This is a genomic window from Pseudomonas sp. NPDC008258, from assembly GCF_042956345.1.
In the GTDB taxonomy this organism is placed as follows: Bacteria; Pseudomonadota; Gammaproteobacteria; order Pseudomonadales; family Pseudomonadaceae; genus Aquipseudomonas.
In genome coordinates this window covers 30,728-54,438 of sequence record NZ_JBIBGE010000002.1, presented here as the reverse complement: position 1 = coordinate 54,438, position 23,711 = coordinate 30,728, and the positions used below count along the sequence as shown (strand labels likewise).

General features: G+C 62.8%; 24 protein-coding genes. 16 read left to right on the top strand and 8 right to left on the bottom strand.

What is annotated here, in order from left to right:
• The first annotated feature begins 12 nt into the window (after positions 1 to 12).
• The 6 genes from minD to ACFY9W_RS01750 all read left to right on the top strand — a co-directional run bounded on the left by minD (position 13) and on the right by ACFY9W_RS01750 (position 5,884).
• Positions 13 to 825: a septum site-determining protein MinD gene (gene minD, locus ACFY9W_RS01775; protein WP_054893840.1), complete on the top strand. Its 813-nt coding sequence runs from the start codon at positions 13 to 15 to the stop codon at positions 823 to 825.
• Positions 826 to 828: 3 nt separating this feature from the next.
• On the top strand, positions 829 to 1,083 hold the full coding sequence (gene minE, locus ACFY9W_RS01770) for a cell division topological specificity factor MinE (RefSeq protein ID WP_003252572.1): 255 nt from the start codon (positions 829 to 831) through the stop codon (positions 1,081 to 1,083).
• A gap of 137 nt (positions 1,084 to 1,220) precedes the next feature.
• Positions 1,221 to 1,856, top strand: a complete 636-nt coding sequence (locus ACFY9W_RS01765; RefSeq protein ID WP_284355179.1) for an RluA family pseudouridine synthase — start codon at positions 1,221 to 1,223, stop codon at positions 1,854 to 1,856.
• A gap of 169 nt (positions 1,857 to 2,025) precedes the next feature.
• The gene (locus ACFY9W_RS01760) at positions 2,026 to 3,315 is read left to right on the top strand and encodes a M18 family aminopeptidase (protein WP_391124923.1); all 1,290 of its coding nucleotides are present in this window, start codon (positions 2,026 to 2,028) and stop codon (positions 3,313 to 3,315) included.
• Positions 3,316 to 3,518: 203 nt separating this feature from the next.
• On the top strand, positions 3,519 to 3,686 hold the full coding sequence (locus tag ACFY9W_RS01755; protein ID WP_016501052.1) for a hypothetical protein: 168 nt from the start codon (positions 3,519 to 3,521) through the stop codon (positions 3,684 to 3,686).
• A gap of 44 nt (positions 3,687 to 3,730) precedes the next feature.
• Positions 3,731 to 5,884: a mechanosensitive ion channel domain-containing protein gene (locus ACFY9W_RS01750; protein ID WP_391124920.1), complete on the top strand. Its 2,154-nt coding sequence runs from the start codon at positions 3,731 to 3,733 to the stop codon at positions 5,882 to 5,884.
• 100 nt (positions 5,885 to 5,984) lie between these two features.
• Here the strand turns inward: ACFY9W_RS01750 and ACFY9W_RS01745 are convergent, their stop codons facing one another.
• Positions 5,985 to 6,698: a UTRA domain-containing protein gene (locus ACFY9W_RS01745; protein WP_391124917.1), complete on the bottom strand. Its 714-nt coding sequence runs from the start codon at positions 6,696 to 6,698 to the stop codon at positions 5,985 to 5,987.
• A 340-nt stretch (positions 6,699 to 7,038) separates the two neighbouring features.
• Here ACFY9W_RS01745 and ACFY9W_RS01740 point away from each other — a divergent pair, with 340 nt between their 5' ends.
• From ACFY9W_RS01740 to ACFY9W_RS01715, 6 genes are all read left to right on the top strand, one after another.
• On the top strand, positions 7,039 to 8,097 hold the full coding sequence (locus tag ACFY9W_RS01740; RefSeq protein ID WP_391124914.1) for an ABC transporter substrate-binding protein: 1,059 nt from the start codon (positions 7,039 to 7,041) through the stop codon (positions 8,095 to 8,097).
• Positions 8,098 to 8,244: 147 nt separating this feature from the next.
• Positions 8,245 to 9,051, top strand: coding sequence for an alkaline phosphatase family protein (locus ACFY9W_RS01735; RefSeq protein WP_201204784.1), 807 nt, complete (start codon positions 8,245 to 8,247; stop codon positions 9,049 to 9,051).
• Positions 9,030 to 9,878 carry an ABC transporter permease subunit gene (locus ACFY9W_RS01730; protein WP_391124911.1) on the top strand — a complete coding sequence of 283 codons (849 nt, stop codon included), beginning with the start codon at positions 9,030 to 9,032 and terminating at the stop codon, positions 9,876 to 9,878. Before ACFY9W_RS01735 ends, ACFY9W_RS01730 begins: the two co-directional genes overlap by 22 nt.
• On the top strand, positions 9,868 to 10,662 hold the full coding sequence (locus ACFY9W_RS01725) for an ABC transporter permease subunit (protein WP_391124908.1): 795 nt from the start codon (positions 9,868 to 9,870) through the stop codon (positions 10,660 to 10,662). The genes ACFY9W_RS01730 and ACFY9W_RS01725 overlap by 11 nt, the downstream gene beginning before the upstream one ends.
• A gap of 1 nt (position 10,663) precedes the next feature.
• Complete coding sequence (locus tag ACFY9W_RS01720) at positions 10,664 to 11,653, top strand: ATP-binding cassette domain-containing protein (protein ID WP_391124904.1); 990 nt, start codon at positions 10,664 to 10,666, stop codon at positions 11,651 to 11,653.
• 14 nt (positions 11,654 to 11,667) lie between these two features.
• Positions 11,668 to 12,321 carry an HAD-IB family hydrolase gene (locus tag ACFY9W_RS01715; protein WP_391124902.1) on the top strand — a complete coding sequence of 218 codons (654 nt, stop codon included), beginning with the start codon at positions 11,668 to 11,670 and terminating at the stop codon, positions 12,319 to 12,321.
• 94 nt (positions 12,322 to 12,415) lie between these two features.
• On the opposite strand, the gene ACFY9W_RS01710 is transcribed toward ACFY9W_RS01715, so the two are convergent.
• Complete coding sequence (locus ACFY9W_RS01710; protein ID WP_391124899.1) at positions 12,416 to 13,378, bottom strand: zinc-binding dehydrogenase; 963 nt, start codon at positions 13,376 to 13,378, stop codon at positions 12,416 to 12,418.
• 139 nt (positions 13,379 to 13,517) lie between these two features.
• Here ACFY9W_RS01710 and ACFY9W_RS01705 point away from each other — a divergent pair, with 139 nt between their 5' ends.
• Together ACFY9W_RS01705 and ACFY9W_RS01700 are read left to right on the top strand one after the other, a co-directional pair.
• Complete coding sequence (locus tag ACFY9W_RS01705) at positions 13,518 to 15,599, top strand: carboxy terminal-processing peptidase (protein ID WP_391124897.1); 2,082 nt, start codon at positions 13,518 to 13,520, stop codon at positions 15,597 to 15,599.
• A 118-nt stretch (positions 15,600 to 15,717) separates the two neighbouring features.
• Complete coding sequence (locus ACFY9W_RS01700) at positions 15,718 to 16,686, top strand: EAL domain-containing protein (RefSeq protein ID WP_391124893.1); 969 nt, start codon at positions 15,718 to 15,720, stop codon at positions 16,684 to 16,686.
• 60 nt (positions 16,687 to 16,746) lie between these two features.
• Here the strand turns inward: ACFY9W_RS01700 and ACFY9W_RS01695 are convergent, their stop codons facing one another.
• From ACFY9W_RS01695 to ACFY9W_RS01670, 6 genes are all read right to left on the bottom strand, one after another.
• Positions 16,747 to 17,115: a hypothetical protein gene (locus ACFY9W_RS01695; protein ID WP_016501064.1), complete on the bottom strand. Its 369-nt coding sequence runs from the start codon at positions 17,113 to 17,115 to the stop codon at positions 16,747 to 16,749.
• Positions 17,112 to 17,447: a helix-turn-helix domain-containing protein gene (locus ACFY9W_RS01690; RefSeq protein WP_391124889.1), complete on the bottom strand. Its 336-nt coding sequence runs from the start codon at positions 17,445 to 17,447 to the stop codon at positions 17,112 to 17,114. The genes ACFY9W_RS01695 and ACFY9W_RS01690 overlap by 4 nt, the downstream gene beginning before the upstream one ends.
• Positions 17,448 to 17,558: 111 nt before the next feature.
• Complete coding sequence (locus ACFY9W_RS01685) at positions 17,559 to 17,999, bottom strand: DUF1232 domain-containing protein (RefSeq protein WP_391124887.1); 441 nt, start codon at positions 17,997 to 17,999, stop codon at positions 17,559 to 17,561.
• Positions 18,000 to 18,287: 288 nt separating this feature from the next.
• A complete protein-coding gene (locus ACFY9W_RS01680) occupies positions 18,288 to 19,052 on the bottom strand; it encodes an FKBP-type peptidyl-prolyl cis-trans isomerase (RefSeq protein ID WP_391124884.1) in 765 nt (254 codons plus the stop codon).
• A 230-nt stretch (positions 19,053 to 19,282) separates the two neighbouring features.
• The gene (pcaQ, locus tag ACFY9W_RS01675; protein WP_391124881.1) at positions 19,283 to 20,215 is read right to left on the bottom strand and encodes a pca operon transcription factor PcaQ; all 933 of its coding nucleotides are present in this window, start codon (positions 20,213 to 20,215) and stop codon (positions 19,283 to 19,285) included.
• 9 nt (positions 20,216 to 20,224) lie between these two features.
• The gene (locus ACFY9W_RS01670) at positions 20,225 to 21,154 is read right to left on the bottom strand and encodes a helix-turn-helix domain-containing protein (protein ID WP_391124878.1); all 930 of its coding nucleotides are present in this window, start codon (positions 21,152 to 21,154) and stop codon (positions 20,225 to 20,227) included.
• A gap of 284 nt (positions 21,155 to 21,438) precedes the next feature.
• Here ACFY9W_RS01670 and ACFY9W_RS01665 point away from each other — a divergent pair, with 284 nt between their 5' ends.
• On the top strand, positions 21,439 to 22,779 hold the full coding sequence (locus ACFY9W_RS01665) for an MFS transporter (RefSeq protein WP_119371020.1): 1,341 nt from the start codon (positions 21,439 to 21,441) through the stop codon (positions 22,777 to 22,779).
• A 219-nt stretch (positions 22,780 to 22,998) separates the two neighbouring features.
• Entirely contained in the window at positions 22,999 to 23,709 is a 711-nt protein-coding gene (locus ACFY9W_RS01660) for a fumarylacetoacetate hydrolase family protein (protein WP_391124874.1), read from the top strand.
• Positions 23,710 to 23,711: the final 2 nt, after the last annotated feature.

Here is a 23,711-nt window from a genome sequence, read left to right as displayed (position 1 = left end):
GGGTGAAACACCTTGGCCAAGATTCTCGTGGTTACTTCCGGCAAGGGGGGTGTGGGCAAGACCACCACCAGCGCCGCCATTGGTACCGGCCTCGCACTGCGTGGCCACAAGACCGTCATTGTCGACTTCGACGTGGGCCTGCGTAACCTCGACCTGATCATGGGCTGCGAACGCCGCGTGGTGTACGACTTCGTCAACGTGGTCAACGGCGAAGCCAACCTGCAGCAGGCGCTGATCAAGGACAAGCGCCTGGAAAACCTGTTCGTGCTGGCCGCCAGCCAGACCCGCGACAAAGACGCGCTGACCCAGGAAGGCGTGGAAAAGGTCCTGATGGAACTGAAAGAACAGTTCGATTACGTGATCTGCGATTCGCCAGCCGGTATCGAGAAAGGCGCGCACCTGGCCATGTACTTCGCTGACGAAGCCATCGTGGTGACCAACCCTGAGGTTTCCTCGGTACGCGACTCCGACCGCATGCTGGGCATCCTGTCGAGCAAGTCGCGCCGCTCGGAAAACGGCGAAGAGCCGATCAAGGAACACCTGCTGATCACCCGCTACCACCCAGAGCGTGTGGAAAAGGGCGAAATGCTGAGCATCGCCGACGTCGAAGAAATCCTGGCAATCAAGCTCAAGGGCGTTATCCCCGAGTCCCAGGCCGTGCTCAAGGCTTCCAACCAGGGTATCCCGGTCATCCTCGACGACCAGAGCGATGCCGGCCAGGCCTACAGCGATACCGTCGACCGTCTGCTGGGCAAAGAAAAACCCCTGCGGTTCATCGAAGTGCCGAAGCAAGGATTCTTCGCGCGCCTGTTTGGAGGCAAGTAAACCATGAACCTTTTTGACTTCTTTCGTGGCAGACAGAAACAGACCAGCGCGTCGGTAGCGAAAGAGCGTCTACAGATCATCGTGGCGCACGAGCGCGGCCAACGCAGCGAACCGGACTATTTGCCGGCGCTGCAGAAAGAACTTCTGGAAGTGATCCGCAAGTATGTGAACATCGGCAACGATGACGTGCATATCGAGCTGGAAAACCAGGGCAGCTGCTCGATTCTGGAGCTGAACATCACCTTGCCAGATCGCTGATCTGGCTGAAAGCTGGGGCTGCTTTGCAGCCCTTCGCGGGCACGCCCGCTCCCACAGGATGCGCGATATACCTGTGGGAGCGGGCGTGCCCGCGAAGGGCCGCAAAGCGGCCCCAATTGCTCAAAAGAGACCCCGTAATGCCGCTGTCCAACATCCAGATCCTGCACGAAGACGCCGCCATCCTGGTAATCAACAAGCCGACCCTGCTGCTGTCGGTGCCCGGCCGCGCCGAGGACAACAAGGACTGCCTGATCACCCGCCTGCAAGAAAACGGCTACCCCGATGCGCTGATCGTGCACCGCCTGGACTGGGAGACCTCCGGCATCATCCTGCTGGCCCGCGATGCGGATAGCCACCGCGAGCTGTCGCGCCAGTTTCACGATCGCGAAACCGAAAAGGCCTACACCGCATTGTGCTGGGGCCAACCGGTGCTGGACAGCGGCAGCATCGACCTGCCACTGCGCTACGACCCGCCAACCAAGCCACGGCATGTGGTGGACCACGAGCAGGGCAAGCACGCGCTGACGTTCTGGCGCATCGTCGAGCGCTGTGGCGATTACTGCCGGGTGGAACTGACGCCGATTACCGGGCGTTCTCACCAGTTGCGCGTGCACATGCTGTCGATCGGTCACCCGCTGCTGGGTGACCGGCTGTATGCCAACCCCGAGGCGCTGGCAGCGCATGAGCGGCTGTGCCTGCATGCCTCGATGCTGAGCTTTACCCACCCGGTATCGGGGGAGCGGTTGAAGTTCGAGTGCCCTGCACCGTTCTGAATTTGCATGGCCTGTACCGGCCTCTTCGCGGGCTTGCCCGCTCCCACAGGTACTCCACAGGTTTCGAATGTGGTGATACCCCTGTGGGAGCGGCTTTAGCCGCGAAGAGGCAGACACAAATTGTCGACTTAATACGTTAAACTCGCGCCACTGCTGTCTGGAGTGAGCTATGCGCGACGTACTGAATTCTGGCCTTATCGATTTCCTCAAGGCCTCCCCCACGCCCTTCCACGCCACCGCCAGCCTGGCACAGCGCCTGGAAGCGGCCGGTTACCAGCGCCTGGACGAGCGCGACAGCTGGGCCACCGTGCCTGGCGGCCGCTACTACGTCACCCGTAACGACTCCTCGATCATCGCCATCAAGCTGGGCAAGCAGGCGCCGTTGCTGAACGGCATCCGCATGGTCGGCGCACACACCGACAGCCCGTGCCTGCGGGTCAAGCCGCAGCCAGAGCTGCAGCGCCAAGGTTTCTTGCAACTGGGTGTGGAAGTGTATGGCGGCGCCCTGCTGGCACCGTGGTTCGACCGTGACCTGTCGCTGGCCGGCCGCGTTACCTACCGCCGTGACGGCAAGGTCGAAAGCCAGCTGATCAATTTCAGGCTGCCGATCGCGATCATCCCCAACCTGGCCATCCACCTGAACCGCACCGCCAATGAAGGCTGGGCGATCAACCCGCAGAACGAGCTGCCGCCAATCCTGGCCCAGGTGGCCGGTGACGAGCGCATCGACTTCCGCGCCCTGCTCACCGAACAACTGGCCCGCGAGCACGAGCTGATCGCCGATGTGGTGCTGGACTATGAGCTGAGCTTCTACGACACCCAGGACGCCGCACTGGTCGGCCTGAACGGCGACTTCATCGCCGGCGCCCGTCTGGACAACCTGCTGTCGTGCTACGCCGGCCTGCAGGCACTGCTGGCCGCCGACAGCGATGAAACCTGCGTGCTGGTGTGCAACGACCACGAAGAAGTCGGCAGCAGCTCGGCCTGCGGCGCCGACGGCCCGATGCTCGAGCAGACCTTGCAGCGCCTGCTGCCGGACGGCGACGCCTACGTGCGCACCATCCAGCGCTCGCTGATGATATCGGCCGACAACGCCCACGGCGTGCACCCCAACTACGCCGACAAGCATGATGGCAACCACGGGCCCAAGCTGAATGCCGGGCCGGTGATCAAGGTGAACAACAACCAGCGCTACGCCACCAACAGCGAAACCGCCGGGTTCTTCCGTCACCTGTGCATGGCCGAAGAAGTGCCGGTGCAAAGCTTTGTGGTACGCAGCGACATGGGTTGTGGTTCGACCATCGGGCCGATTGCAGCCAGCCACCTGGGTGTGCGCACGGTAGATATCGGCTTGCCGACCTTTGCCATGCATTCGATTCGTGAACTGTGCGGCAGCCATGACCTGGCGCACCTGGTTAAGGTGCTGACCGCCTTCTACCGTAGTCGCGAACTGCCCTGATTTGTTGTAGGCAGGCCCGGCCTCTTCGCGGGCTTGCCCGCTCCCACAGGGACCGCACCGCTCTCAAGGGCTGCGCAGTACCTGTGGGAGCGGGCAAGCCCGCGAAGAGGCCGGGCCTGCTTGCACCTGCTCAAGGTCAATCCCGCTTCACCTGCCAAGCGCTATGCTTGTGATATGGCCCCACTGCAAAAGGATTGCTGTCCATGTCCCCGTTCCTGTCCCTGTTCGTGCCGGTGTTCCTGTTCCTGATGCTGTTGACCATCGGCTTCAGCATGCGTGAGCGCAATATCGGTGTGCTGATGATGTGGATCGGTACCTTGGGCATCTTCGGCCTCACCTGCTGGAAGATCCTCGAGAAACTGCCGACATAAACCTCTACACTCGGTCAATCGTTTGACCTGAGGTAGATTTGCCAGTGCCTGCCCTCCTGCGTTACCTGTTCCTGCTGCTCTTGCTGTTCATCACACCGGTACAGGCGGCGGGCCTGCCCAGCCTGCTGGGTGGCAGCGCGCCCGCACAACCGGAGGCCACCGAGCCGCTGGGCAAGTCGCTGGACGAAGTCATCAAGAACCTCGAAAACGACCAGCAGCGGGCCAAGCTGCTGGCCGACCTGAAAAAACTGCGCGACGCCACCAAGCAATCACAGCCCAGCGTGGAACAGGGCGTGCTCGGCCTGATTGGCGGCGCTCTGCATGACTTTGAAAAACAGTTCAGCGGCGATGCCAGCCCGTTCCTGCGCTGGGCCACGGAAATAGAACAAGCCCAGGCCGAGCTGACCGAACTCATGGTACCGGTGCACCAGTGGCCGGCGATCCTGTTCGGCTTTGCCGCCGTCATCGCCGTGTGGAGCATGCTGGCGTATGCCTTCAACTGGGTCGGCCACCGCATACGCCTGCGCTTTGGCCTGAGTGAGGAACTGCCCCAACACCCGCGCACCTGGGACCTGGTGCGCTTTGCCTTGCGCAAGCTCGGCCCGTGGCTGGTGGCGCTGGTGGGCACCGTTTACCTGAGCTTCGTGCTGCCACCCTCGCTGGGCAAGTCCCTGGCCATGGTGCTGGCCTACGCGCTGGTGGTGGGCACTTGCTTCTCGGCCATCTGCGTCATCGCCTTCTCGCTGCTGGACGGCCCACACCGCCACCGCGCCCTGCACATCCTGCGGCACCAGGCATTCCGCCCGCTGTGGCTGATCGGCAGCTTCGCAGCCTTTGGCGAGGCCATGAGCGACCCGCGCATGCTGGTCGCCCTCGGCACCCACCTGGCCCACGCCCTGGCGACCCTGGCAAACGTCATCGCCGCACTGTGCACCGGGCTGTTCATCCTGCGCTTTCGCCGCCCCATCGCCCACCTGATCCGCAACCAGCCACTGTCACGGCGACTGACCCGGCGCACCCTCAGCGACACCATCGAAATTCTCGGCAGCTTCTGGTTCATCCCGGCACTGATCCTGGTGGCCATCTCGCTGTTCGCCACCTTCGTCTCGGCCGGCGACACCAGCACCGCCCTGCGCCAGTCGCTGATGTGCACGGTCCTCGTGGTGGTGTGCATGGTGCTCAACGGCCTGGTACGCCGCCACGCCGCCAACCCCAAACGCGCCGGCAAGCGCCAGGCGGTGTATGCCGAGCGCCTGCGCAACTTCGGCTACCTGCTGGTGCACCTGTTCATCTGGCTGGTGTTCATCGAACTGGGCCTGCGCGTGTGGGGCTTGTCGATGATCCGCTTTGCCGAGGGTGACGGCCACGAGGTAAGCCTGCGCCTGCTGGGCCTGGCCGGTACGCTGATTGTCGCCTGGCTGGTGTGGATCCTTGCCGACACCGCCGTGCACCACGCCCTGGTACGTTCGCGCCGGGGCCTGGCCAACGCCCGTGCACAAACCATGATGCCGTTGATCCGCAACGTGATGTTCGTGGTCATTTTCATCATCGCGGTAATCGTCGCCCTGGCCAACATGGGCATGAACGTCACCCCGCTGCTGGCCGGTGCCGGTGTGATCGGCCTGGCCATCGGCTTTGGCGCGCAATCGCTGGTGGCCGACCTGATCACCGGGTTGTTCATCATCATCGAAGACTCGCTGGCCATCGATGACTACGTGGACGTGGGCGGGCACCTGGGCACGGTGGAAGGCCTGACCATCCGTACCGTGCGGCTGCGGGACATCGACGGCATCGTGCACACCATCCCGTTCAGCGAGATCAAGAGCATCAAGAACTACTCGCGGGAGTTCGGCTATGCCATCTTCCGTGTGGCCATTCCGCACAACATGCACATCGACAAAGCCATCTCGCTGGTTCGCGAGGTGGGGCAAAAGCTGCGCAATGACCCGCTGATGCGCCGCAATATCTGGTCGCCGCTGGAGTTGCAGGGGGTGGAGAGCTTCGAGTCGGGCTCGGCGGTGTTACGGGCACGGTTCAAGACCGCGCCGATCAAGCAGTGGGAGGTGTCGCGGGCGTTCAACCTGGCCTTGAAGCGGCAAATGGATGAGGCCGGGCTGGACCTGGCGACGCCGCGGTTGTCGGTGCAGGTGGTGACGGCCGGCGGTGGGGGAATGGCGGAGACCGGTTCTTCCAGTTAGGGCCTCTTCGCGGGCTTACCCGCTCCCACAGGGTCATCACAGTGTTCAAGGCCTGTGCAGTACCTGTGGGAGCGGGCAAGCCCGCGAAGCAGCCAACACCTCATCCCGCCTGGGCACGAATGCGAATGGCATCATGCCGCCAATACTCCAGGTCACAGTCGATCAGGTGACCATGCTGATCGCTGTTGACCCGGGTAATGTGCAACCCCGGGCTGCCCACCGACACCTTCAAAGCCCCCGCCGCCTCAACCGGCAACGCCGTCGGCAAGATCTCGAAGCACACCTGCCCATACTCGATGCCATACACCCGCCCATAAATCTCGGTCAGTGACTGCGCCAGGTCCTGCTCGAGAATCCCCGGAAAGTACCGTGGGTTGAGGTAATGCTCGGCATACAACACCGCTCGCCCGTCAATCCGCCGCAACCGGCAGATACGCACCACGCTGGATAACGCCGGCAACTGCAAGCGCGCACAGATGGCCGCCGAGGCCGGCTGCAGCCGTGCCGACAACAACTCGGTACTGGCCACCCGCCCCTGGTCGCGCACCATGGCATGAAAGTGGCTGCGCTCGATCAGGTCGTAGGTCAGCCGCTGGGGCGCGACAAACCAGCCGCGGCGTTCTTCGCGGTAGATCAGGCCCTGGGCCTCCAGCTGCGCCAGCGCCTCGCGCAGGGTAATGCGCGTGGTGTCGAACACCTCGCTCAGTTTGCGCTCGGCCGGCAGCTTGCCCCCCGGCGCCAGCAGGCCGTGCTCGATCTGCTCCTGCAAGGCGTGGCAGATGGCTGTTACCGCACGCGGTGGCATCGGCTGCATCAAAGGTTACCTATCTGGACTAGTCCAGCCCCAGAACAGGGCACTTGGAGAATAGTGCAAGCCTAGGCAGGGCTGATGAACATCCCGTGACAAAGCCGCAACCGTGCTGTTGCCAGAATCGGGCCAGCCCAGCAAATTCGGGGGTACGCCATGGTCTACGCTGTATTGCCAGGAGCCTGCAACTACCTGTGCGGGCCCCTCCCTACATCAAACTGTCACGCAAGCGGCCTACCTTGGCTCAAGGTTTGCTGACCTAGACCAAAGGTTCCAGGCAACGGCTTCACTCGCCCACACCGAAACAATAACGATCGGTAAAAGGCACCCACCCAAGGAGCTACGGATGAAAAAGTTGTTCATGGCGTCACTGCTCGGTTCGGCCATCGCGTTCTGCACCTCGGCCATGGCCGCGGACCTCAAGGCCCTGGAAGACGCCGCCCGCAAGGAAGGCACCGTCAACAGCGTGGGCATGCCCGATGCCTGGGCCAACTGGAAAGGCACCTGGGAAGACCTGGCCAGCAAGTATGGCCTCAAGCACACCGACACCGACATGAGCTCGGCCCAGGAAATTGCCAAGTTCGAAGCCGAGAAGGACAACGCCAGCGCCGACATCGGCGACGTGGGTGCCGCCTTCGGCCCGATCGCCGTCACCAAAGGCGTGAGCCAGCCGTACAAGCCAAGCACCTGGGACCAGGTACCGGATTGGGCCAAGGACAAGGACGGCCACTGGGCGCTGGCCTATACCGGCACCATTGCCTTCATCATCAACAAGGACCTGGTGAAGGAAGGCGAACGCCCGACTTCCTGGCATGACCTGGAAAAAGGCAAGTACAAGGTTGCCATCGGCGACGTCGGCACCGCCGCCCAGGCCGCCAACGGTGTGCTGGCTGCGGCCATCGCCTACAAGGGTGACGAGAGCAACGTGGCGCCGGGCCTGCAATTGTTTACCAAGCTGGCCCAGCAGAAGCGCCTGTCGCTGGCCAACCCGACCATCCAGACCCTGGAAAAGGGCGAGGTGGAAGTGGGCGTGGTGTGGGACTTCAATGGCCTGAGCTACCGCGAACAGATCGACCCCAAGCGGTTTGAAGTGCTGATCCCGTCGGATGGCTCGGTGATTTCCGGCTATACCACTGTGATCAACAAGTACGCCAAGCACCCGAACGCGGCGAAGCTCACCCGTGAGTACATCTTCAGCGATGCCGGGCAGATCAACCTGGCCAAGGGGCACGCCCGGCCGATCCGTGCCGAACACCTGAAGCTGCCAGCGGATGTGCAGGCCAAATTGCTGCCGAACGAGCAGTACGGTGCTGCGCAACCGATCAAGAATGCCGAGGCGTGGGAAGCCACCTCGAAGAAACTGCCGCAGATGTGGCAGGAGCAGGTGATTATCGAGATGGAGTAAAGGGCCAGCTTCTTTAGCGTCTGAACAGGCCCTTTCGCGGGCACGCCCGCTCCCACAAAGACCGCGCAGCCCTCAAAGGTTGCGCAGAACCCTGTGGGAGCGGGCATGCCCGCGAAGAAGCCAACGCGGTTTCTGACTGGAGCAAACATGCAACACAACGTCATCCTGGTCCTGCTAGACGGCCTCAACTACCAGGTCGCCCACCACGCCATGGGCCACCTGCACGCCTATGTCGAGGCCGACCGCGCCGCGCTGTACCGCGTGGAATGCGAACTGCCGTCGCTGTCGCGGCCACTGTACGAATGCATCCTCACCGGCGTGCCGCCCATCGACAGCGGCATCGTGCACAACAACGTCAACCGCCTGTCCAACCAGCGCAGCGTGTTCCACTACGCCCGTGAAGCCAACCTGGGCACCGCAGCGGCGGCCTATCACTGGATGAGCGAGCTGTACAACCGCTCGCCCTTCGACCCGCAGCGCGACCGCCATACCCACGCACCAAAGCTGCCGATCCAGCACGGGCTGTTCTACTGGGACGACCGCTACCCCGACTCGCACCTGCTGGCCGATGGCGAGTACCTGCGCCGCCGCCACGCCCCCAACTTCCTGCTGGTGCACCCGATGAGCATCGACGATGTCGGCCACCGCCACGGCCTGGACAGCAGCCAGTACCGCAACGCCGCACGCAGCGTCGATATCCTGCTGGCCGACTACCTGCCAGGCTGGCTTGAAGAGGGTTATCAGGTACTGGTCACCGCCGACCACGGCATGAACAACGACCGCTCGCACAACGGCCTGCTGGCCGAAGAGCGCGAAGTACCGCTGTTCGTGTTCGGTGACGCCTTCAGCCTGGACCCGGCGGCCAAGCCGCTACAGACCGAGCTGTGCGGCACCATTTGCGAGCTGCTGGGCGCGGCCCACGACAAGACGGTATGCCGGGAGTTGCTCAAGTGAACCGTGGGCGCTACCTGGCCCTGCTCTGCCTGCTGCCGTTTGCCGTGTTCTTCGTCGTCTTCCAGATCGCCCCGTTGGCCTGGGTAGCGATCAACAGCGTGCAATCAGAAGCCGGCTGGGGCGTGGAAAACTTCAGCAAGGTATTCAGCTCCAGGTTCTACCTGCAGGCCCTGCAACGCAGCCTGGAGATCAGCTTCTGGTCGAGCCTGTTCGGCATCATCATCGCCACCCTTGGCGCCTATTCGCTGCGCCAGGTGGACTCAAGGCTGCGTGACTTCGTCAGCGCCTTTGCCAACATGACCAGCAACTTTGCCGGGGTGCCGCTGGCCTTCGCCTTCATCATCCTGCTCGGTTTCAACGGGGCGCTGACCCTGCTGCTGAAGCAGATCGGCCTGCTGGAAGACTTCAGCATCTACTCCAAGAGCGGGCTGATCCTGGTGTACACCTACTTCCAGATCCCGCTGGGTGTGTTGCTGCTCTACCCCGCCTTCGACGCGCTGCGTGAAGACTGGCGCGAGTCGGCCGCGCTGCTGGGTGCCAGCCACTGGCAATTCTGGCGGCACATCGGCCTGCCCGTGCTGACCCCGGCACTGCTGGGCACCTTCGTCATCCTGCTGGCCAACGCACTCGGTGCCTACGCCACTGTGTACGCGTTGACCACCGGCAATTTCAACGTATTGCCGATCCGCATCGCAGGCCTGGTGGCCGGTGATATCAGCCTCGACCCCAACCTGGCCAGCGCCCTGGCGATGGTGCTGGTGGGCTTGATGACGCTGGTCACGGTGGTGCATCAATGGCTGTTGAAGAGGAGCTACCATGCGCGCTGAAGCCCGTTCCGGCGGCTGGTACCACCGCGCCGTGGTCTACCTGCTGTTCCTGATCCTGCTGCTGCCGCTGGCCGGCACCCTGCTCTACTCGCTGGCCACCAGTTGGTCGGCCAGCCTGCTGCCCAGCGGGCTGACCCTGAAGTGGTACGTGGCGCTGTGGAGCGAGCCACGCTTCCTGGCGGCCTTCGGCCAGTCGCTGCTGGTGTGCGTGGGTGCGCTGCTGCTGTCGGTGGTGCTGATCCTGCCGCTGCTGTTCGTGGTGCATTACCACTTCCCGCGGCTCGACGCGCTGATGAACATCCTGATCCTGCTGCCGTTCGCGGTGCCGCCAGTGGTGTCTTCGGTTGGGCTGTTGCAACTGTATGGCAGCGGCCCGATGGCCATGGTTGGCACGCCGTGGATCCTGATCGGCTGCTACTTCACCATCGCCTTGCCGTTCATGTACCGCGCCATTACCAACAACCTGCAAGCCATCAACCTGCGCGACCTGATGGATGCCGCCCAACTGCTCGGCGCCAGCACCTGGCAAGCCGCGCTGCTGGTGGTGCTGCCGAACCTGCGCAAGGGCCTGATGGTGGCGCTGCTGTTGTCGTTCTCGTTCCTGTTCGGCGAGTTCGTATTCGCCAACCTGCTGGTCGGCACCCGCTACGAAACCCTGCAGGTGTACCTGAACAACATGCGCAACAGCAGCGGGCACTTCAATAGCGCGCTGGTGATCTCCTATTTTGCCTTCGTGCTGGTACTGACCTGGGTCGCCAACCGCCTGAACAAGGACAAGACCTGACATGAGCTTCGTCAGCGTACAGAAACTGCAGAAAAGCTACGCCGGCAGCCCGGTGTTCGAGAACATCGACTGCCACATCGAACGTGGCGAGTTCGTTACCCTGCTTGGCCCGTCCGGTTGCGGCAAGTCCACCCTGCTGCGCTGCATCGCCGGGCTGACCCCGGTGGACAGCGGGCAGATCCTCCTCGACGGCCACGACATCGTGCCCGTGAGCCCGCAAAAGCGTGGCATCGGCATGGTGTTCCAGAGCTACGCGCTGTTCCCCAACATGACCGTGGAACAGAACGTGGCCTTTGGCCTGCGCATGCAGAAGGTCAAGGCCGATGAGAGCCAGGTGCGGGTACGCGAAGCGCTGGACCTGGTGGAGCTGGGCACGTTCGCCGGGCGCTACCCGCACCAGTTGTCCGGCGGCCAGTGCCAGCGCGTGGCCCTGGCCCGCTCGCTGGTTACCCGCCCGCGCCTGTTGCTGCTGGACGAGCCGCTGTCGGCACTGGATGCACGTATCCGCAAGCACCTGCGTGAGCAGATTCGTGCCATCCAGCGTGAGCTGGGGCTGACCACCATCTTTGTCACCCACGACCAGGAAGAAGCGCTGACGATGTCGGACCGCATCTTCCTGATGAACCAGGGGCGCATCGTGCAGAGCGGCGATGCCGAAACCCTGTATACCGCGCCGGTGGACCTGTTTGCCGCCGGCTTCATCGGCAACTACAACCTGCTCGACGCCGACAGCGCCAGCCGCCTGCTGCAACGCCCGGTGGCCAACCGCCTGGCAATCCGCCCAGAGTCGATCACCCTGGGGGTCAATGGCGAACTGGATGCAGAAGTGCGCAGCCACAGCCTGCTGGGCAATGTGATTCGCTACCGCGTAAAAGTACGCGAGGTGGAATTGGTGGTCGACGTGCTCAACCGCTCGCCGGCCGACCTGCACGCGGACGGAAAACGGGTAAGCTTGTCGATCGACCCCACGGCGCTGCGGGAAGTGGCCTAAGGAGATTCACCACAATGGCACTGGCAATTTTCGATCTGGACGAAACCCTGATCCACGGCGACTGTGCGTCGCTGTGGAGCGAGCAAATGGCCCGGCTGGGCTGGGTTGACGGCAAGGAATTCCTGCGCCGCGACCATGAACTGATGGAGGCCTACGGCAAGGGCCATTTGCAGATGGAAGACTACATGGCCTTCAGCCTGGAGCCGATTGCCGGGCGCACCCTGGAAGAAGTCGAGCACCTGGTCGAGCCGTGGGTCGAGGACGTGATCGAACCGATCATCTTTGGCGACGCCTGCCGCTGCATTGCCGAACACCGCAAGCGCGGGGACCGCATTCTGATCATTTCGGCTTCAGGCACGCACCTGGTCGGGCCGATTGCTGCACGCCTCGGGGTGGACGAGTACCTGGCAATCGAACTGGAGGCGGTGAACGGGGTGTATACCGGCAGAACCCATGGGGTGCTGACGTATCGCGAAGGCAAGATCACCCGGCTGCTGGAGTGGCTGGATCAGGAGCAGGAGAACCTGGAGGGGGCGAGTTTCTATTCCGATTCGCGCAATGACTTGCCGTTGCTGCTGAAGGTGGATCACCCGTATGTGGTGAACCCGGATGCAGTGTTGCGTGAGCATGCCCAGACCAATGGCTGGCCGATTCTGAGTTGGTCCTGAACATTTGTGTGGGCTTCTTCGCGGGCACGCCCGCTCCCACAGGGTACGGTGATCCCTGTGGGAGCGGGCGTGCCCGCGAAGAGGCCTGGCCTGCTTACACCAGGCTTGGGTCGATCACCATCACCAGCTTGCCCGACACCTGGTTGCTCTCCAGTTCGGCATACGCCGCCTGGGCAAACTCCACCGGATAAGTATCCACCAGCTGGGGCGACAAGCGCCCTTCCGCAAACAGCGGCCACACCTGCTGTTGCAACTCACGCAACAGCTCGGCCTTGAAGCCGTCATCGCGGTTGCGCAGCGTGGAGCCGGTAATTTCCAGACGCTTGCCCAGCACCTGGGCCAGGTCCAGCTCGAACTTGCGCCCGCCCATCAGGCCGATGATCACCCAGCGCCCGTCGCGGGCCAGCAGCTTGAGGTTGAGTTCGCCGTAGCTGGCGCCCACCGGATCGAGAATCACGTCGAACGGGCCATGACCTTCCAGTGCATCCAGGTTCTCGTTACGTACCACACCACCCGCAGCGCCCAGCGCTTCACAGTAGGCCAGGCGATCCGGCGAACCGACACTGACCCACACCGGGCTGCCAAACGCCTTGCACAGCTGGATGGCGGCCGAGCCCACGCCACTGGCGCCGGCATGCACCAGCACCTTCTCGCCAGCCTTCAAGGCGCCCAGCTGGAAAATGTTCAACCAGGCGGTGGCATACACCTCCGGTAACGCCGCTGCTTCGTGCAGGCTCAGGCCCTCAGGCACCGGCAGCACGTGGCGCGCATCGACCACTACCTCCTCGGCCATGGCGCCGCTGGCCAGCAGCGCGCAAACGCGGTCACCTACGCGCCAGTCGGCCCCGGGGCCCACTTCTTCAACCACCCCGGCGCACTCCAGGCCCATGTACGGGCTGGCACCTGGCGGTGGCGGGTACAAACCTTTCATCTGCAGCAGGTCGGCGCGGTTCAGGCCCGCAGCAGCCACGCGAATGCGCACTTGGCCCGCGTCACAGGCCGGGCGCTCGGCCTCAACCCACTCCACATGTCCGTCAACGCCTTGCAATGCCTTCACAGTGCCTCCATAGTTGAATCATGACTGGGCCTGAGGTTGCTTACCTCAGGCTTTTTGCAGTATTTGCCCGGCTCCATGGAACCGGCAACGGAAAAGACGGCCTACTATGCGTGATCAATTGCCTCCACGTCGAATCAGCATGAAGCATTTCCTCCCAAGCACCGCCCTCGCCGTCATGATCGGCCTGGGTAGCCTCACGCTCGGCGGCAATGCGGCGGCCGCCAACAAGTGGGACAGCCTGCAGCCGGACCGCGACGAGATCGTCGCCAGCCTCAACGTGGTGGAATTGCTCAAGCGCCACCACTACAGCAAGCCGCCGCTGGATGACGCCCGCTCGGTCATCATCTACGACAGCTACATCAAGCTGCTGGACCCGGCGCGCAGCTACTTCACCGCCGCCGACATTGCCGAGTTCGACAAGTGGAAAACGCAATTCGACGATTTCCTCAAGAGCGGTAACCTGGACCCGGGCTTCACCATCTACAAACGCTACCTCGACCGCGTCAAGCAACGCCTGGACTTCGCCCTGGCCGAGCTGAACAAGGGCGTGGACAAGCTCGACTTCACCACCAAGGAAACCTTGCTGATCGACCGCAAGGACGCTCCGTGGCTGAAGGACCAGGCCGAGCTCGACGACTTGTGGCGCAAACGCGTCAAGGACGAAGTGCTGCGCCAGAAAATCGCCGGCAAAGAGCCCAAGCAGATCCAGGAAACCCTGACCAAGCGCTACAAGAACCAGCTGGCGCGCCTGGACCAGACCCGTGCCGAAGATATTTTCCAGGCTTACATCAACACCTTCGCCCAGTCCTACGACCCGCACACCAACTACCTGTCGCCGGACAACGCCGAAAACTTCGACATCAACATGAGCCTGTCGCTCGAAGGCATCGGTGCGGTGCTGCAAAGCGACAACGACCAGGTCAAGATCGTGCGCCTGGTGCCGGCAGGCCCGGCAGCCAAGACCAAACAGGTGGCCCCGGCCGACAAGATCATCGGCGTAGCCCAGGGCAACAAGGAAATGGTCGACGTGGTCGGCTGGCGCCTGGACGAAGTGGTCAAGCTGATCCGCGGCCCGAAAGGTTCGGTGGTGCGCCTGGAAATCATCCCGGCAAGCAATGCGCCTAGCGACCAGACCAGCAAGATCGTGTCGATCACCCGTGAAGCGGTGAAGCTTGAAGAACAGGCCGCCAAGAAATCGGTGCTCAAGCTGAAACAGGACGGGCGTGACTACAAGCTGGGCATCATCGAGATCCCGGCGTTCTACCTGGACTTCAAGGCGTACCGCGCCGGTGACCCGGAGTACAAGAGCACCACGCGCGACGTGAAGAAACTGCTCACCGAGTTGCAGAAAGAGAAAGTCGACGGCGTGGTCATCGACCTGCGCAACAACGGCGGCGGCTCGCTGCAGGAAGCCACCGAGCTGACCAGCCTGTTCATCGAGAAAGGCCCGACCGTGCTGGTACGCAACAGCGACGGCCGCGTCGACGTGCTGGAAGACGAAAACCCGGGTGCCTTCTACAAAGGCCCACTGGCGCTGCTGGTGAACCGCCTGTCTGCCTCGGCCTCGGAGATTTTCGCCGGCGCCATGCAGGACTACCACCGTGCGCTGATCATCGGTGGCCAGACCTTCGGCAAAGGCACCGTGCAGACCATCCAGCCACTCAACCATGGCGAGCTGAAGCTGACCCTGGCCAAGTTCTATCGCGTTTCCGGGCAGAGCACCCAGCACCAGGGCGTGCTGCCGGACATCGACTACCCGTCGATCATCGATACCAAGGAAATCGGCGAGAGCGCCCTGCCCGAGGCCATGCCATGGGACACCATCCGCCCGGTGGTCAAGCCTGCGGCTGACCCGTTCAAGCCGTTCCTGGCCCAGCTCAAGGCACAACACGAAGCGCGCAGCGACAAGGATGCGGAGTTCACCTACATTCGCGACCGCCTGGCCCTGACCCAGAAGCTGATGAACGAAAAAACCGTCAGCCTCAACGAGCAGGAGCGCCGCGCACGTCACGATGATATCGAGGCCAAGCAACTGGCCCTGGAAAACATCCGCCGCAAGGCCAAGGGTGAAGAGCCGCTCAAAGAGCTGAAGAAAGAAGACGAAGACGCACTGCCAGCCGAGGATGAAAACACCAAGCCGGAAGACGACGCCTACCTGTCCGAAACCGGTCGCATCCTGATCGACTACCTCAGCGCCAGCACCAAGGTAGCCAAGAAGTAACGTGTTGCAGCAGTGATGGCAGAATAATGTGACCTGTCATCAAACAGTCATCGCGCTGTCGTGAAATACGGGGGCCGGGCATGCAGATGCCCGGCCCTTTCATTTTCAGGAATACGTCATGACCGTTGCCGAACAGCTCAGCGCCTTGAGTGCCATTCTGGCTCAACGTAGCATTCACAGTCTGTTCCAGCCGATCATGTGCCTGAGCGAGCAGCGGGTATTCGGCCATGAGGCGCTGAGCCGTGGCCCGTCAAACAGCCCGCTGCACGCGCCACTGAACCTGTTTACCATCGCCCGCCAGGCCGGCCGCCTGACCGAACTGGAAGCCGCCTGCCGGGAAAGCGCCTGCCGGCGCTTCAGCGAGCAGCAGTTGCAGGGCAAGCTGTTTCTCAACATCTCGCCTGAATCGCTGCTGGAGCCCCACTACCCCTCCGGCCAGACCCTGAAACTGCTGGAACAGGTCGGCCTGCCGCCTAGCCGGGTGGTGATCGAGCTGACCGAACACACCCCAACCGACGACTTCCAGTTGCTTTCAAACGCCCTGCACCACTATCGCGACATGGGCTTTTCGATTGCCATCGATGACTTGGGGGCGGGTTATTCCAGCTTGCGCCTGTGGTCGGAACTACGCCCCGAATACGTGAAAATCGATCGGCACTTCATCGACGGCATTCACCGCGACCCGCTCAAGCGCGAGTTCGTGGGTTCGATTTTGCAGATTGCCCGCGCGTCGAAGGCGCAGGTGATTGCCGAAGGGATCGAGTTGGCAGACGAGCTGCTGGTGCTGAGGGAGATGGGGGTGGACCTGGTGCAGGGCTACTTGCTGGGGCGGCCGCAGGAGTTGGGGGTGCATCAGAGCCGGCAGTTACCGGCGCTGATGAACGTGCCGCCGGCTGAACAGCCAACGGTGCGGCTTGATGCCACGATCGGGCAGTTGCTGGAATTGTTTGGCCGGTATCAGCACCTGGATGCATTGGAGGTGCGGGATGTGGATGGCAGGGTTTGTGGCTTGATTCACAGGGATGCGTTGCCTGTGCTGGCCCTATCGCCGGCAAGCCAGCTCCCACAGGATCACCACACATCTTGAGCTTTGTGCGGTACCTGTGGGAGCTGGCTTGCCGGCGATAGGGCCGGAACAAGCAACCCATCAGGCTGTTTCGGGGTAGCTGTACTCGAACACCCGAACCACCTCGGAAGCATGCCACGACGCGGCCTCCATGCCATCCACCGGCCCGGCAAACCGCCCCAGCCGTTCGACACATTCAAAAAAGCCGGTACGCGGCAAGCGGCTGGCGCCTTGGCTGATCACCAGCGAGCTGCGCAACGGCTGCTCGGCACGGGCATCCAGCACCGCCAGGTATTCCAGCGCGGCGGTCAGCGTCTGCATGGCCGGGCTGGGCAGCTGCAAACGCTCGATCAGCGCTCGGTAGGTCAGCAAGTGACGTTGACGACGGGCCAGGTCAAGCTCGCCCAGCAGGTTATCCCAGTGCTGACGGCTGATCCTGACCTGGCTCATGATGGCTCGCTCCAGCCAGCCACCCCCAGGTGCCAGGCCAGGGCGCGGCGGATGGCTGCATCCGGCTGGCGCTCGCCTGACTCGATCATGGCCAGATAAGCCGGGCTCACCCCGACATTACGCGCCAGTTGCTCAGGCGCAATGCCCTTGGCCTGGCGAATCTGTGCAACTTCACTGAACGCCGGTAACGGCGCAACGGCGGCGGCGGCCTGTTCGCTGACAGCTGCCTCGGCAGGCGCCTGCCCTGCGGCCTTGAGCAGAGCCTGGTACTGCTCCCAGGGAACGACTGCGTACTCGGGTTGACCGTCCCGGCTGATGACCTGAATACCCATTACAAACCCCTTTAAAAAGGATTACAGCATGTAATCCGTAGGCATAACCCTTATGCCAATTATATTACCAACTCCGGGGTCTGTCCGGTTGAGCTGCGGTTCAGGCTGTTTTCAATGGGTATTACGCTCCAGTTGCAGCACTTCCTGGCTGGCAGGCAGGCGCTCTACCACGCGTAGCCGTTCTGGCGCCTGGCTGTCGCGCCAAGCCTTGAAGCGTGCCAGTTCGTCGGCCACGGTCTTCAGCACCCAGCCAAGCACCGCAATGTCATCAAGGAAGCCCACGCCCAGCAACCAGTCAGGGATGGCATCGATCGGGCTGACGAAATACAACAGGCCGGCCACGATGGTGACCAAGGCCTTGGGGCTGATGGCGCGGTATTCGCCGCGCCACCACGCCAGGCACAACGACTGCAGCAGTTTCACATCCTCGCGCAGTTGGCCGATACGCGGGCCTTTGCGCGCCACTGCAAACAACAGGGCCGGCAGCCGACCACGGCTGAGCAAACGCTCGGCCAAGGGCAGGAAGCGGGCAAAATTCCAAGGTGCGCTCATGGAGCCTCCAGGCGGAACAGGTTATCCACATTTATTGTGGATAACCTTGTGAACAGGGCCACGTTTCTGACCTCCGGTGCCTGCCAGGCAAGGGCCCCGGTCAGATCGGGCGTTTTTTACACAGCCGTTTCAAGCCGAGGGTACCTGGCCGCAAACGATTTGCGCCAGAAACATCCTACACCTGCAAGCTGCATTTCCTCGGACAGTATCAGCTGTTTCAGGTTCGTCCAATCGCCACAAATGAAAACGCCCCGTCAGGACGGGGCGTTTTGCGAGTACCAGCCAGTGTTACTTGGCAGGGGCTTCAGCAGGTGCTTCGGCCGGGGCCTCGGCTTCAGGCTCGGCGCCTTGCAGCTGGGCCGGATCCTTGATGGCGATCAGTTCCAGGTCAAACACCAGAACCGAGTTGGCCGGGATCAGCGGGCTTGGGCTCTGTGCGCCATAGGCCAGTTCAGCCGGGATGAACAACTTGTACTTCTCGCCAACGTGCATCAGCTGCAGGCCTTCGACCCAACCCGGGATCACGCCGCTGACCGGCAGGTCGATCGGGCTGCCGCGCTCGACGGAGCTGTCGAACACCTTGCCATCGATCAGCTTGCCTTCGTAGTGGACAGTGACCACGTCGGTTGGCTTGGGCTGCGGGCCGTCGGCCTTCTTCACCACTTCGTACTGCAGGCCCGAGGCAGTGGTGACCACGCCTGGCTTCTTGGCGTTTTCTTCGAGGAACTTCTTGCCGGCGGAGGCGGCTTCTTCGCTGGCCTTGGCCAGGCGTTCTTCGGCACGCTTCTGCAACGCGGTAAAGGCCTCTACCAGCTCTTCGTCCTTGATGCGCTGTTCCTTTTTACCAACGGCGTCTTCGATGCCGAGGGCAACGGCTTTGGAATCAAGGTCTTCCATGCCTTCCTGAGCCAGGCTCTTGCCCATGTTCAGGCCGATGCCGTAGGAGGCTTTCTGCGACGGAGTCTTCAGCTCGGGGCTGCTGGCCTGTTGATCACAGCCAGCCAGTACCAGGCCAACCAGGGCAACCGCAGCCGCCAAACGATGCTGTTTCATGTAATTTCCTTGTTCATGCGCCATAAGGGCAATCAGGGTAGAAGCCGCGAGCTTATCAGGCGTCCCCAACCCATGGCTACCGGCATAAGAGCAGGTTTTGGTAAGTAAGTTCAGTACTTGAACGGATATTCATCCGAGCGTTTGCAGCCATTGGCCAGTATTGACCCGTTGTGCCGCTTTTGCCCGGTTTTGCGGGGGATTTATTTCGTTGGCTTCTGAAAGGCCAGCCATCAAGGGTAGTGACCTTCACGGTACTGCCCCGCTACCTCGCGCAGCACCTCGCACACCCACTGCCCCGGCAGGCTTTGCGGCAAAGCGGCATTGCGACAGATACCAACCGAGCCGCCCGGCTCGCGCACGCCCAGGTCGAGCTCGACCAGTTCGCCACGGCGCAGGTCGAGCAGCACCGCATCGCGGGGCGCCACCCACAGCGCATCGCTGCCTAGCAGGTAGCGCCGGCTCAACGCCAGCGACAGGGTTTCCAGGCGCTGCGCTGGCATCTGGATGCCGCATTGCACGAACAGGCTGTCGGCATGCTGGCGGATGGTGGTGCCTGCCGGTGGCAACACCAACGGGTAACGGCCCACCTGGGCTCGCTCGACCGGCGTGGCGGCCAGCAACGGGTGGCCCGGGCGCACCACCAGGCTCATCGACTCGCTGTACAAATGCTCGAACGACAGGCCCTGGATCTGTGGGCTGTCGGTCATTCGACCGACCACCAGCTCCAGTTCGCCCAGGCGCAGTTGGCCAAGCAGCTGTGCGCTGATGCCGGTGACCACGCTGATCACCAGCGCTTCATGGCGCTGGTGCAGGCGGCACAGCACCTCGGGCATGAGCAGGCCTTCGACCGTGGACAGCACACCTATGCGCACCTGCGACGGCGCCCGCGCCTCGCCGCGCAAGCTGCTGACGCCATCGCGCAGGGCCTGCACGCTGGGCCCGGCATAGCGCATGAAACGCGTGCCGGCCGGGGTCAACTCGACGCCCTGGCGGCTACGGGCGAACAGGCGCGTTTCCAGCAGGTCTTCGAGTTCTTTAAGGGTTTTGGAAATGGCCGGCTGGCTGATGGCGAGCACGTCGGCAGCCCTGGCCAGGCTGCCCTGCCGGGCAATCTCCAGGAAGCACAGCAGGTGGCGGTACTTGATGCGGGTGTCGAGGTTCATGCGCCAAGCTTAACGCATCGCTACCTGCGGCGTATCCGGGTCGCGTTGCTGGCGGCGGAACTGCCCTGGCGGCAGGCCATGAATCTGACGGAAGCGCCGCGAGAAATAAGCCTCGTCGGCAAACCCGCACAAACGCGCCACCTCACCTACCGGCCGGCTGCCATTGAGCAGGTAGTTGCGTGCGGTATGCATGCGTCGCTCCAGCACCAGCTCACTGAACGTCTTGCCGATCTCCTTGCGCAGCCAGTGGGTCAGGTAAGTGGGGGACAGGTAGGTGGCGGCGGCCACTTTCTGCAGGTTCAGGTCGGGGTCGTCGATGTGCCGGCGCAAGTACTCGCTCATGCGGTTCAACGCGGCCCGGCGGCTCAGTTGCGCAGCGTTGCCATCTGCCAGGATGCGCAACGGTTCGGCATACAAGCCGCACACCTGGCCAATCAGCTGCAACAGCAGGCCCTTGAGCACCTCCCGGCTGCCGAAGCGGCGGTTGGCGTCCAGTGCACGCATGCGCTCGAGCAGTTGCAACACCTCGGCGAAATCGGCGTCTTCCAGGCAAAAATCCAGGTGCTCCTGAAAGCGGAACGGTGACAGCTCCGGGGCTTGCAGGACCGAGACCTCTTCCAGGTCCATCGGGTCGCAATCCAGGTGTGGCAACAGGAATGTCTGGGAAAAATTGATCACCACGAAATCGCTGTCGGCCGGATGCGGGATCACATGCACCCGATGCGGCAGGATGAAGGCCAGCGTGTTGCGCTTGAAAGGGCGTTGCACGCTGCCGATGTGCTGCACCGTGTCCCCGCCCAGGTTGATCTGGACCTGGAAGTACTCGTGACGGTGCGGCGCGGTTTCGGCCGGTCGCCCGCGCTGGTCGCGGATGTGGAAATCCATCAGCTCGCTGCGCTGCTGCATGACGTAGGTCGGGACCTCGCGCTTGGGTGGCATGGCAAACTCCGGTAAACAGACAGCCAGTTGTACGATGTCTTAATTTAAACGCGACTCCAAAAAAAGACGCAACCGCAATTCGTCACAGCCCACTGAAAACGCGATACACAGCAAGTATTCAAGACAAAACCCTGTGCCCGGGTTCTTTTGGACAGCGCACGCATCCCCCTCCATCCGGTGCAAAAACGGTCTAACCCCCGCATTGCGTTCAAACCGTTGTACGACCACCCTAGTCACGGGACTGCAGCCCAACCTCAACCAACAACAACAAACGAGGTCGACTCATGTCGAGCACGCCTACCCCCCGCGCAGCGTCGTCGTACGCGCTGGACGCGGCCCCTGCCCAGCGCCTGCCCACCCGGCGCCGCTGGTTCATGCTGTCGCTGCTGCTGGTGGCGACCATCATCAACTACGTCGACCGGGTGAATATCTCGATCGCCGCCCCCTTCATGGCCAAGGACCTGGGCCTGGACAAAGTGGAGATGGGGCTGATTTTCTCTGCCTTTGCCTGGACCTACGCCCTGGCGCTGGTACCGGCCGGCTTCATCGCCGACCGCTTCGGCTCGCGCCTGACCTATGGCGTGTCGCTGATCAGCTGGTCGGCGGTGACCGTGGCTCAGGGCCTGGCCAGTGGTTTTACCTCGCTGTTCGGTTTGCGCCTTGCCGTCGGTGCCATGGAGGCCCCGGCCTTCCCCGCCAACAGCCGTGCGGTGACGGTATGGTTCCCGGCGCGTGAACGCGGCATGGCCAGCAGCATCTACGTGTGCGGCCAATACCTGGGCACTGCACTGTTCACCGGTGCCCTGTTGTGGCTGGCAACCACCTACGACTGGCGGCACGTGTTCTACAGCACCGGCGTGGTCGGCATCCTGTTCGGCGTGGTGTGGCTGTTCCTTTACCGTGACCCGCTGAACTGCAAGAAGGTCAGCAAGGAAGAACTGGCCTATATCGAGAGCGGCGGTGGCCTGGTCAAAAGCAGCCAGGAACGTACCCGCTTCGACTGGCGCCAGGTGGCCGAACTGTTCCGCTACCGCCAGGTATGGGCCATCTGCCTGGGCAAGTTCGCAAGCACCTCGGCGCTGTATTTCTTCCTCACCTGGTTCCCTACTTACCTGATCGAAGAACGCCAGCTCACCTTGATCAAGGTCGGCATCTTCGCCGTGATGCCGTTCATTGGCGCAACGGTCGGCATCCTGCTGGCGGGCATCGTCTCTGACCTGCTTATCCGCAAGGGCTACTCGCTGTCGTTTGCACGCAAGCTGCCGCTGGTGGTGGGCTCGATGCTGGGCATGTCGATCGTGCTGGTGAACTTCACCGACTCCAACGTGCTGTGCATCGCCATTCTCACCCTGGCGTTCTTTGCCCAGGGCATCGCCTCGTCTTCGTGGGCGGCGGTCTCGGAAGTGGCGCCCAGGCAACTGATCGGCCTGACCGGCGGGGTCACCAGCCTGGCGGCAAACATCGGCGGCATCGTCACGCCGATCGTGATTGGCGCAATCGTGCATGCCAGTGGCTCGTTCGCCATGGCGTTCTGGTTCATCGGTGGCGTGGCCCTGATGGGCACCCTTTCGTATTCGCTGCTGCTGGGCAAGCTGTATCGCATTGAGCTGAAGACTGCTGCCTGAGCCGAGAGATGCATAGTCAGTACCGGCCTCTTCGCGGGCACGCCCGCTCCCACAGGGACTGCACAGTTGCCCAGACCTGTGGTGCACCTGTGGGAGCTGGCTTGCCGGCGATAGGGCCGGTGCAGGTTACTTGGATAGTCCAACCCAACCCCGCTTTTGTCCAACTTTGCCAGCCAGCCTCTGGCTAGGCTGGCCACTCCAGCACGAAGGAGTCACCCCATGAGTTACCTGTTCAGCCCACCGGCCATCGTCAGCCTGCCCATCCGCGGCAGCGACATGCGCTTCCCGGTTGGCCGCGTGTTCTGCCTGGGCCGCAACTATCCCTGGCCTGAAACCTACGGCCCTGCCCCCTGCGAACCGGTGTTCTTCATGAAACCGGCAAGCAACGTGGTCGAGGCAACGGGCGAACTGCCCTTCCCGCCGCAGACCGACGAGTTCTGCCACGAGATCGAACTGGTCGCGGCCATCGCCAAGGGTGGTGCCGACATTGCCCCGGAACAGGCCCTGGAGCACGTGTTCGGCTTTGCCGCCGGGCTTGACCTGACCCGCCGCGATCACCAGCGCAAGGCCAAGGCCGAAGGGCTGCCGTGGGAAGCTGCCAAGGTATTCGAAGCATCGGCACCGATGACCGCCATCGTTCCCGCCAGCGAATGCGCATGGCCGCTGGATGCGGCGTTGTGGCTGCAAGTCAATGGCCATGAGCGCCAGCGTGCACACCTGAGCCAGCAGACCTGGGCATTGGCCGAAGTCATCAGCCGGCTGTCACGCCAGCTGCCGCTACGCCCGGGCGACCTGATCATGACCGGCAGCCCGCCCGGCGTGGCGCCGCTGAACCCGGGCGACACCCTTCACGCCGGCATCGATGGTATCGGCGAAATGCACTTGCACGTCGGCCCCAAGCCTGCCGCACAAGCCGCCAACGCTGCCTGATC

Excerpts from the sequence above, each read along its gene's own strand:
- ACFY9W_RS01690 (WP_391124889.1), bottom strand. The coding sequence starts at position 17,447 with ATGGGTATTCAGGTCATCAGCCGGGACGGTCAACCCGAGTACGCAGTC.
- ACFY9W_RS01680 (WP_391124884.1), bottom strand. The coding sequence starts at position 19,052 with ATGAAACAGCATCGTTTGGCGGCTGCGGTTGCCCTGGTTGGCCTGGTA.
- minE (WP_003252572.1), top strand. The coding sequence starts at position 829 with ATGAACCTTTTTGACTTCTTTCGTGGCAGACAGAAACAGACCAGCGCG.
- ACFY9W_RS01735 (WP_201204784.1), top strand. The coding sequence starts at position 8,245 with ATGCAACACAACGTCATCCTGGTCCTGCTAGACGGCCTCAACTACCAG.
- ACFY9W_RS01765 (WP_284355179.1), top strand. The coding sequence starts at position 1,221 with ATGCCGCTGTCCAACATCCAGATCCTGCACGAAGACGCCGCCATCCTG.
- ACFY9W_RS01670 (WP_391124878.1), bottom strand. The coding sequence starts at position 21,154 with ATGCCACCCAAGCGCGAGGTCCCGACCTACGTCATGCAGCAGCGCAGC.
- ACFY9W_RS01695 (WP_016501064.1), bottom strand. The coding sequence starts at position 17,115 with ATGAGCCAGGTCAGGATCAGCCGTCAGCACTGGGATAACCTGCTGGGC.
- ACFY9W_RS01740 (WP_391124914.1), top strand. The coding sequence starts at position 7,039 with ATGAAAAAGTTGTTCATGGCGTCACTGCTCGGTTCGGCCATCGCGTTC.
- ACFY9W_RS01755 (WP_016501052.1), top strand. The coding sequence starts at position 3,519 with ATGTCCCCGTTCCTGTCCCTGTTCGTGCCGGTGTTCCTGTTCCTGATG.
- ACFY9W_RS01685 (WP_391124887.1), bottom strand. The coding sequence starts at position 17,999 with ATGAGCGCACCTTGGAATTTTGCCCGCTTCCTGCCCTTGGCCGAGCGT.
- ACFY9W_RS01700 (WP_391124893.1), top strand. The coding sequence starts at position 15,718 with ATGACCGTTGCCGAACAGCTCAGCGCCTTGAGTGCCATTCTGGCTCAA.
- ACFY9W_RS01760 (WP_391124923.1), top strand. The coding sequence starts at position 2,026 with ATGCGCGACGTACTGAATTCTGGCCTTATCGATTTCCTCAAGGCCTCC.
- ACFY9W_RS01705 (WP_391124897.1), top strand. The coding sequence starts at position 13,518 with ATGAAGCATTTCCTCCCAAGCACCGCCCTCGCCGTCATGATCGGCCTG.
- ACFY9W_RS01730 (WP_391124911.1), top strand. The coding sequence starts at position 9,030 with ATGCCGGGAGTTGCTCAAGTGAACCGTGGGCGCTACCTGGCCCTGCTC.
- ACFY9W_RS01715 (WP_391124902.1), top strand. The coding sequence starts at position 11,668 with ATGGCACTGGCAATTTTCGATCTGGACGAAACCCTGATCCACGGCGAC.
- ACFY9W_RS01720 (WP_391124904.1), top strand. The coding sequence starts at position 10,664 with ATGAGCTTCGTCAGCGTACAGAAACTGCAGAAAAGCTACGCCGGCAGC.
- pcaQ (WP_391124881.1), bottom strand. The coding sequence starts at position 20,215 with ATGAACCTCGACACCCGCATCAAGTACCGCCACCTGCTGTGCTTCCTG.
- ACFY9W_RS01725 (WP_391124908.1), top strand. The coding sequence starts at position 9,868 with ATGCGCGCTGAAGCCCGTTCCGGCGGCTGGTACCACCGCGCCGTGGTC.
- ACFY9W_RS01665 (WP_119371020.1), top strand. The coding sequence starts at position 21,439 with ATGTCGAGCACGCCTACCCCCCGCGCAGCGTCGTCGTACGCGCTGGAC.
- ACFY9W_RS01745 (WP_391124917.1), bottom strand. The coding sequence starts at position 6,698 with ATGCAGCCGATGCCACCGCGTGCGGTAACAGCCATCTGCCACGCCTTG.
- ACFY9W_RS01660 (WP_391124874.1), top strand. The coding sequence starts at position 22,999 with ATGAGTTACCTGTTCAGCCCACCGGCCATCGTCAGCCTGCCCATCCGC.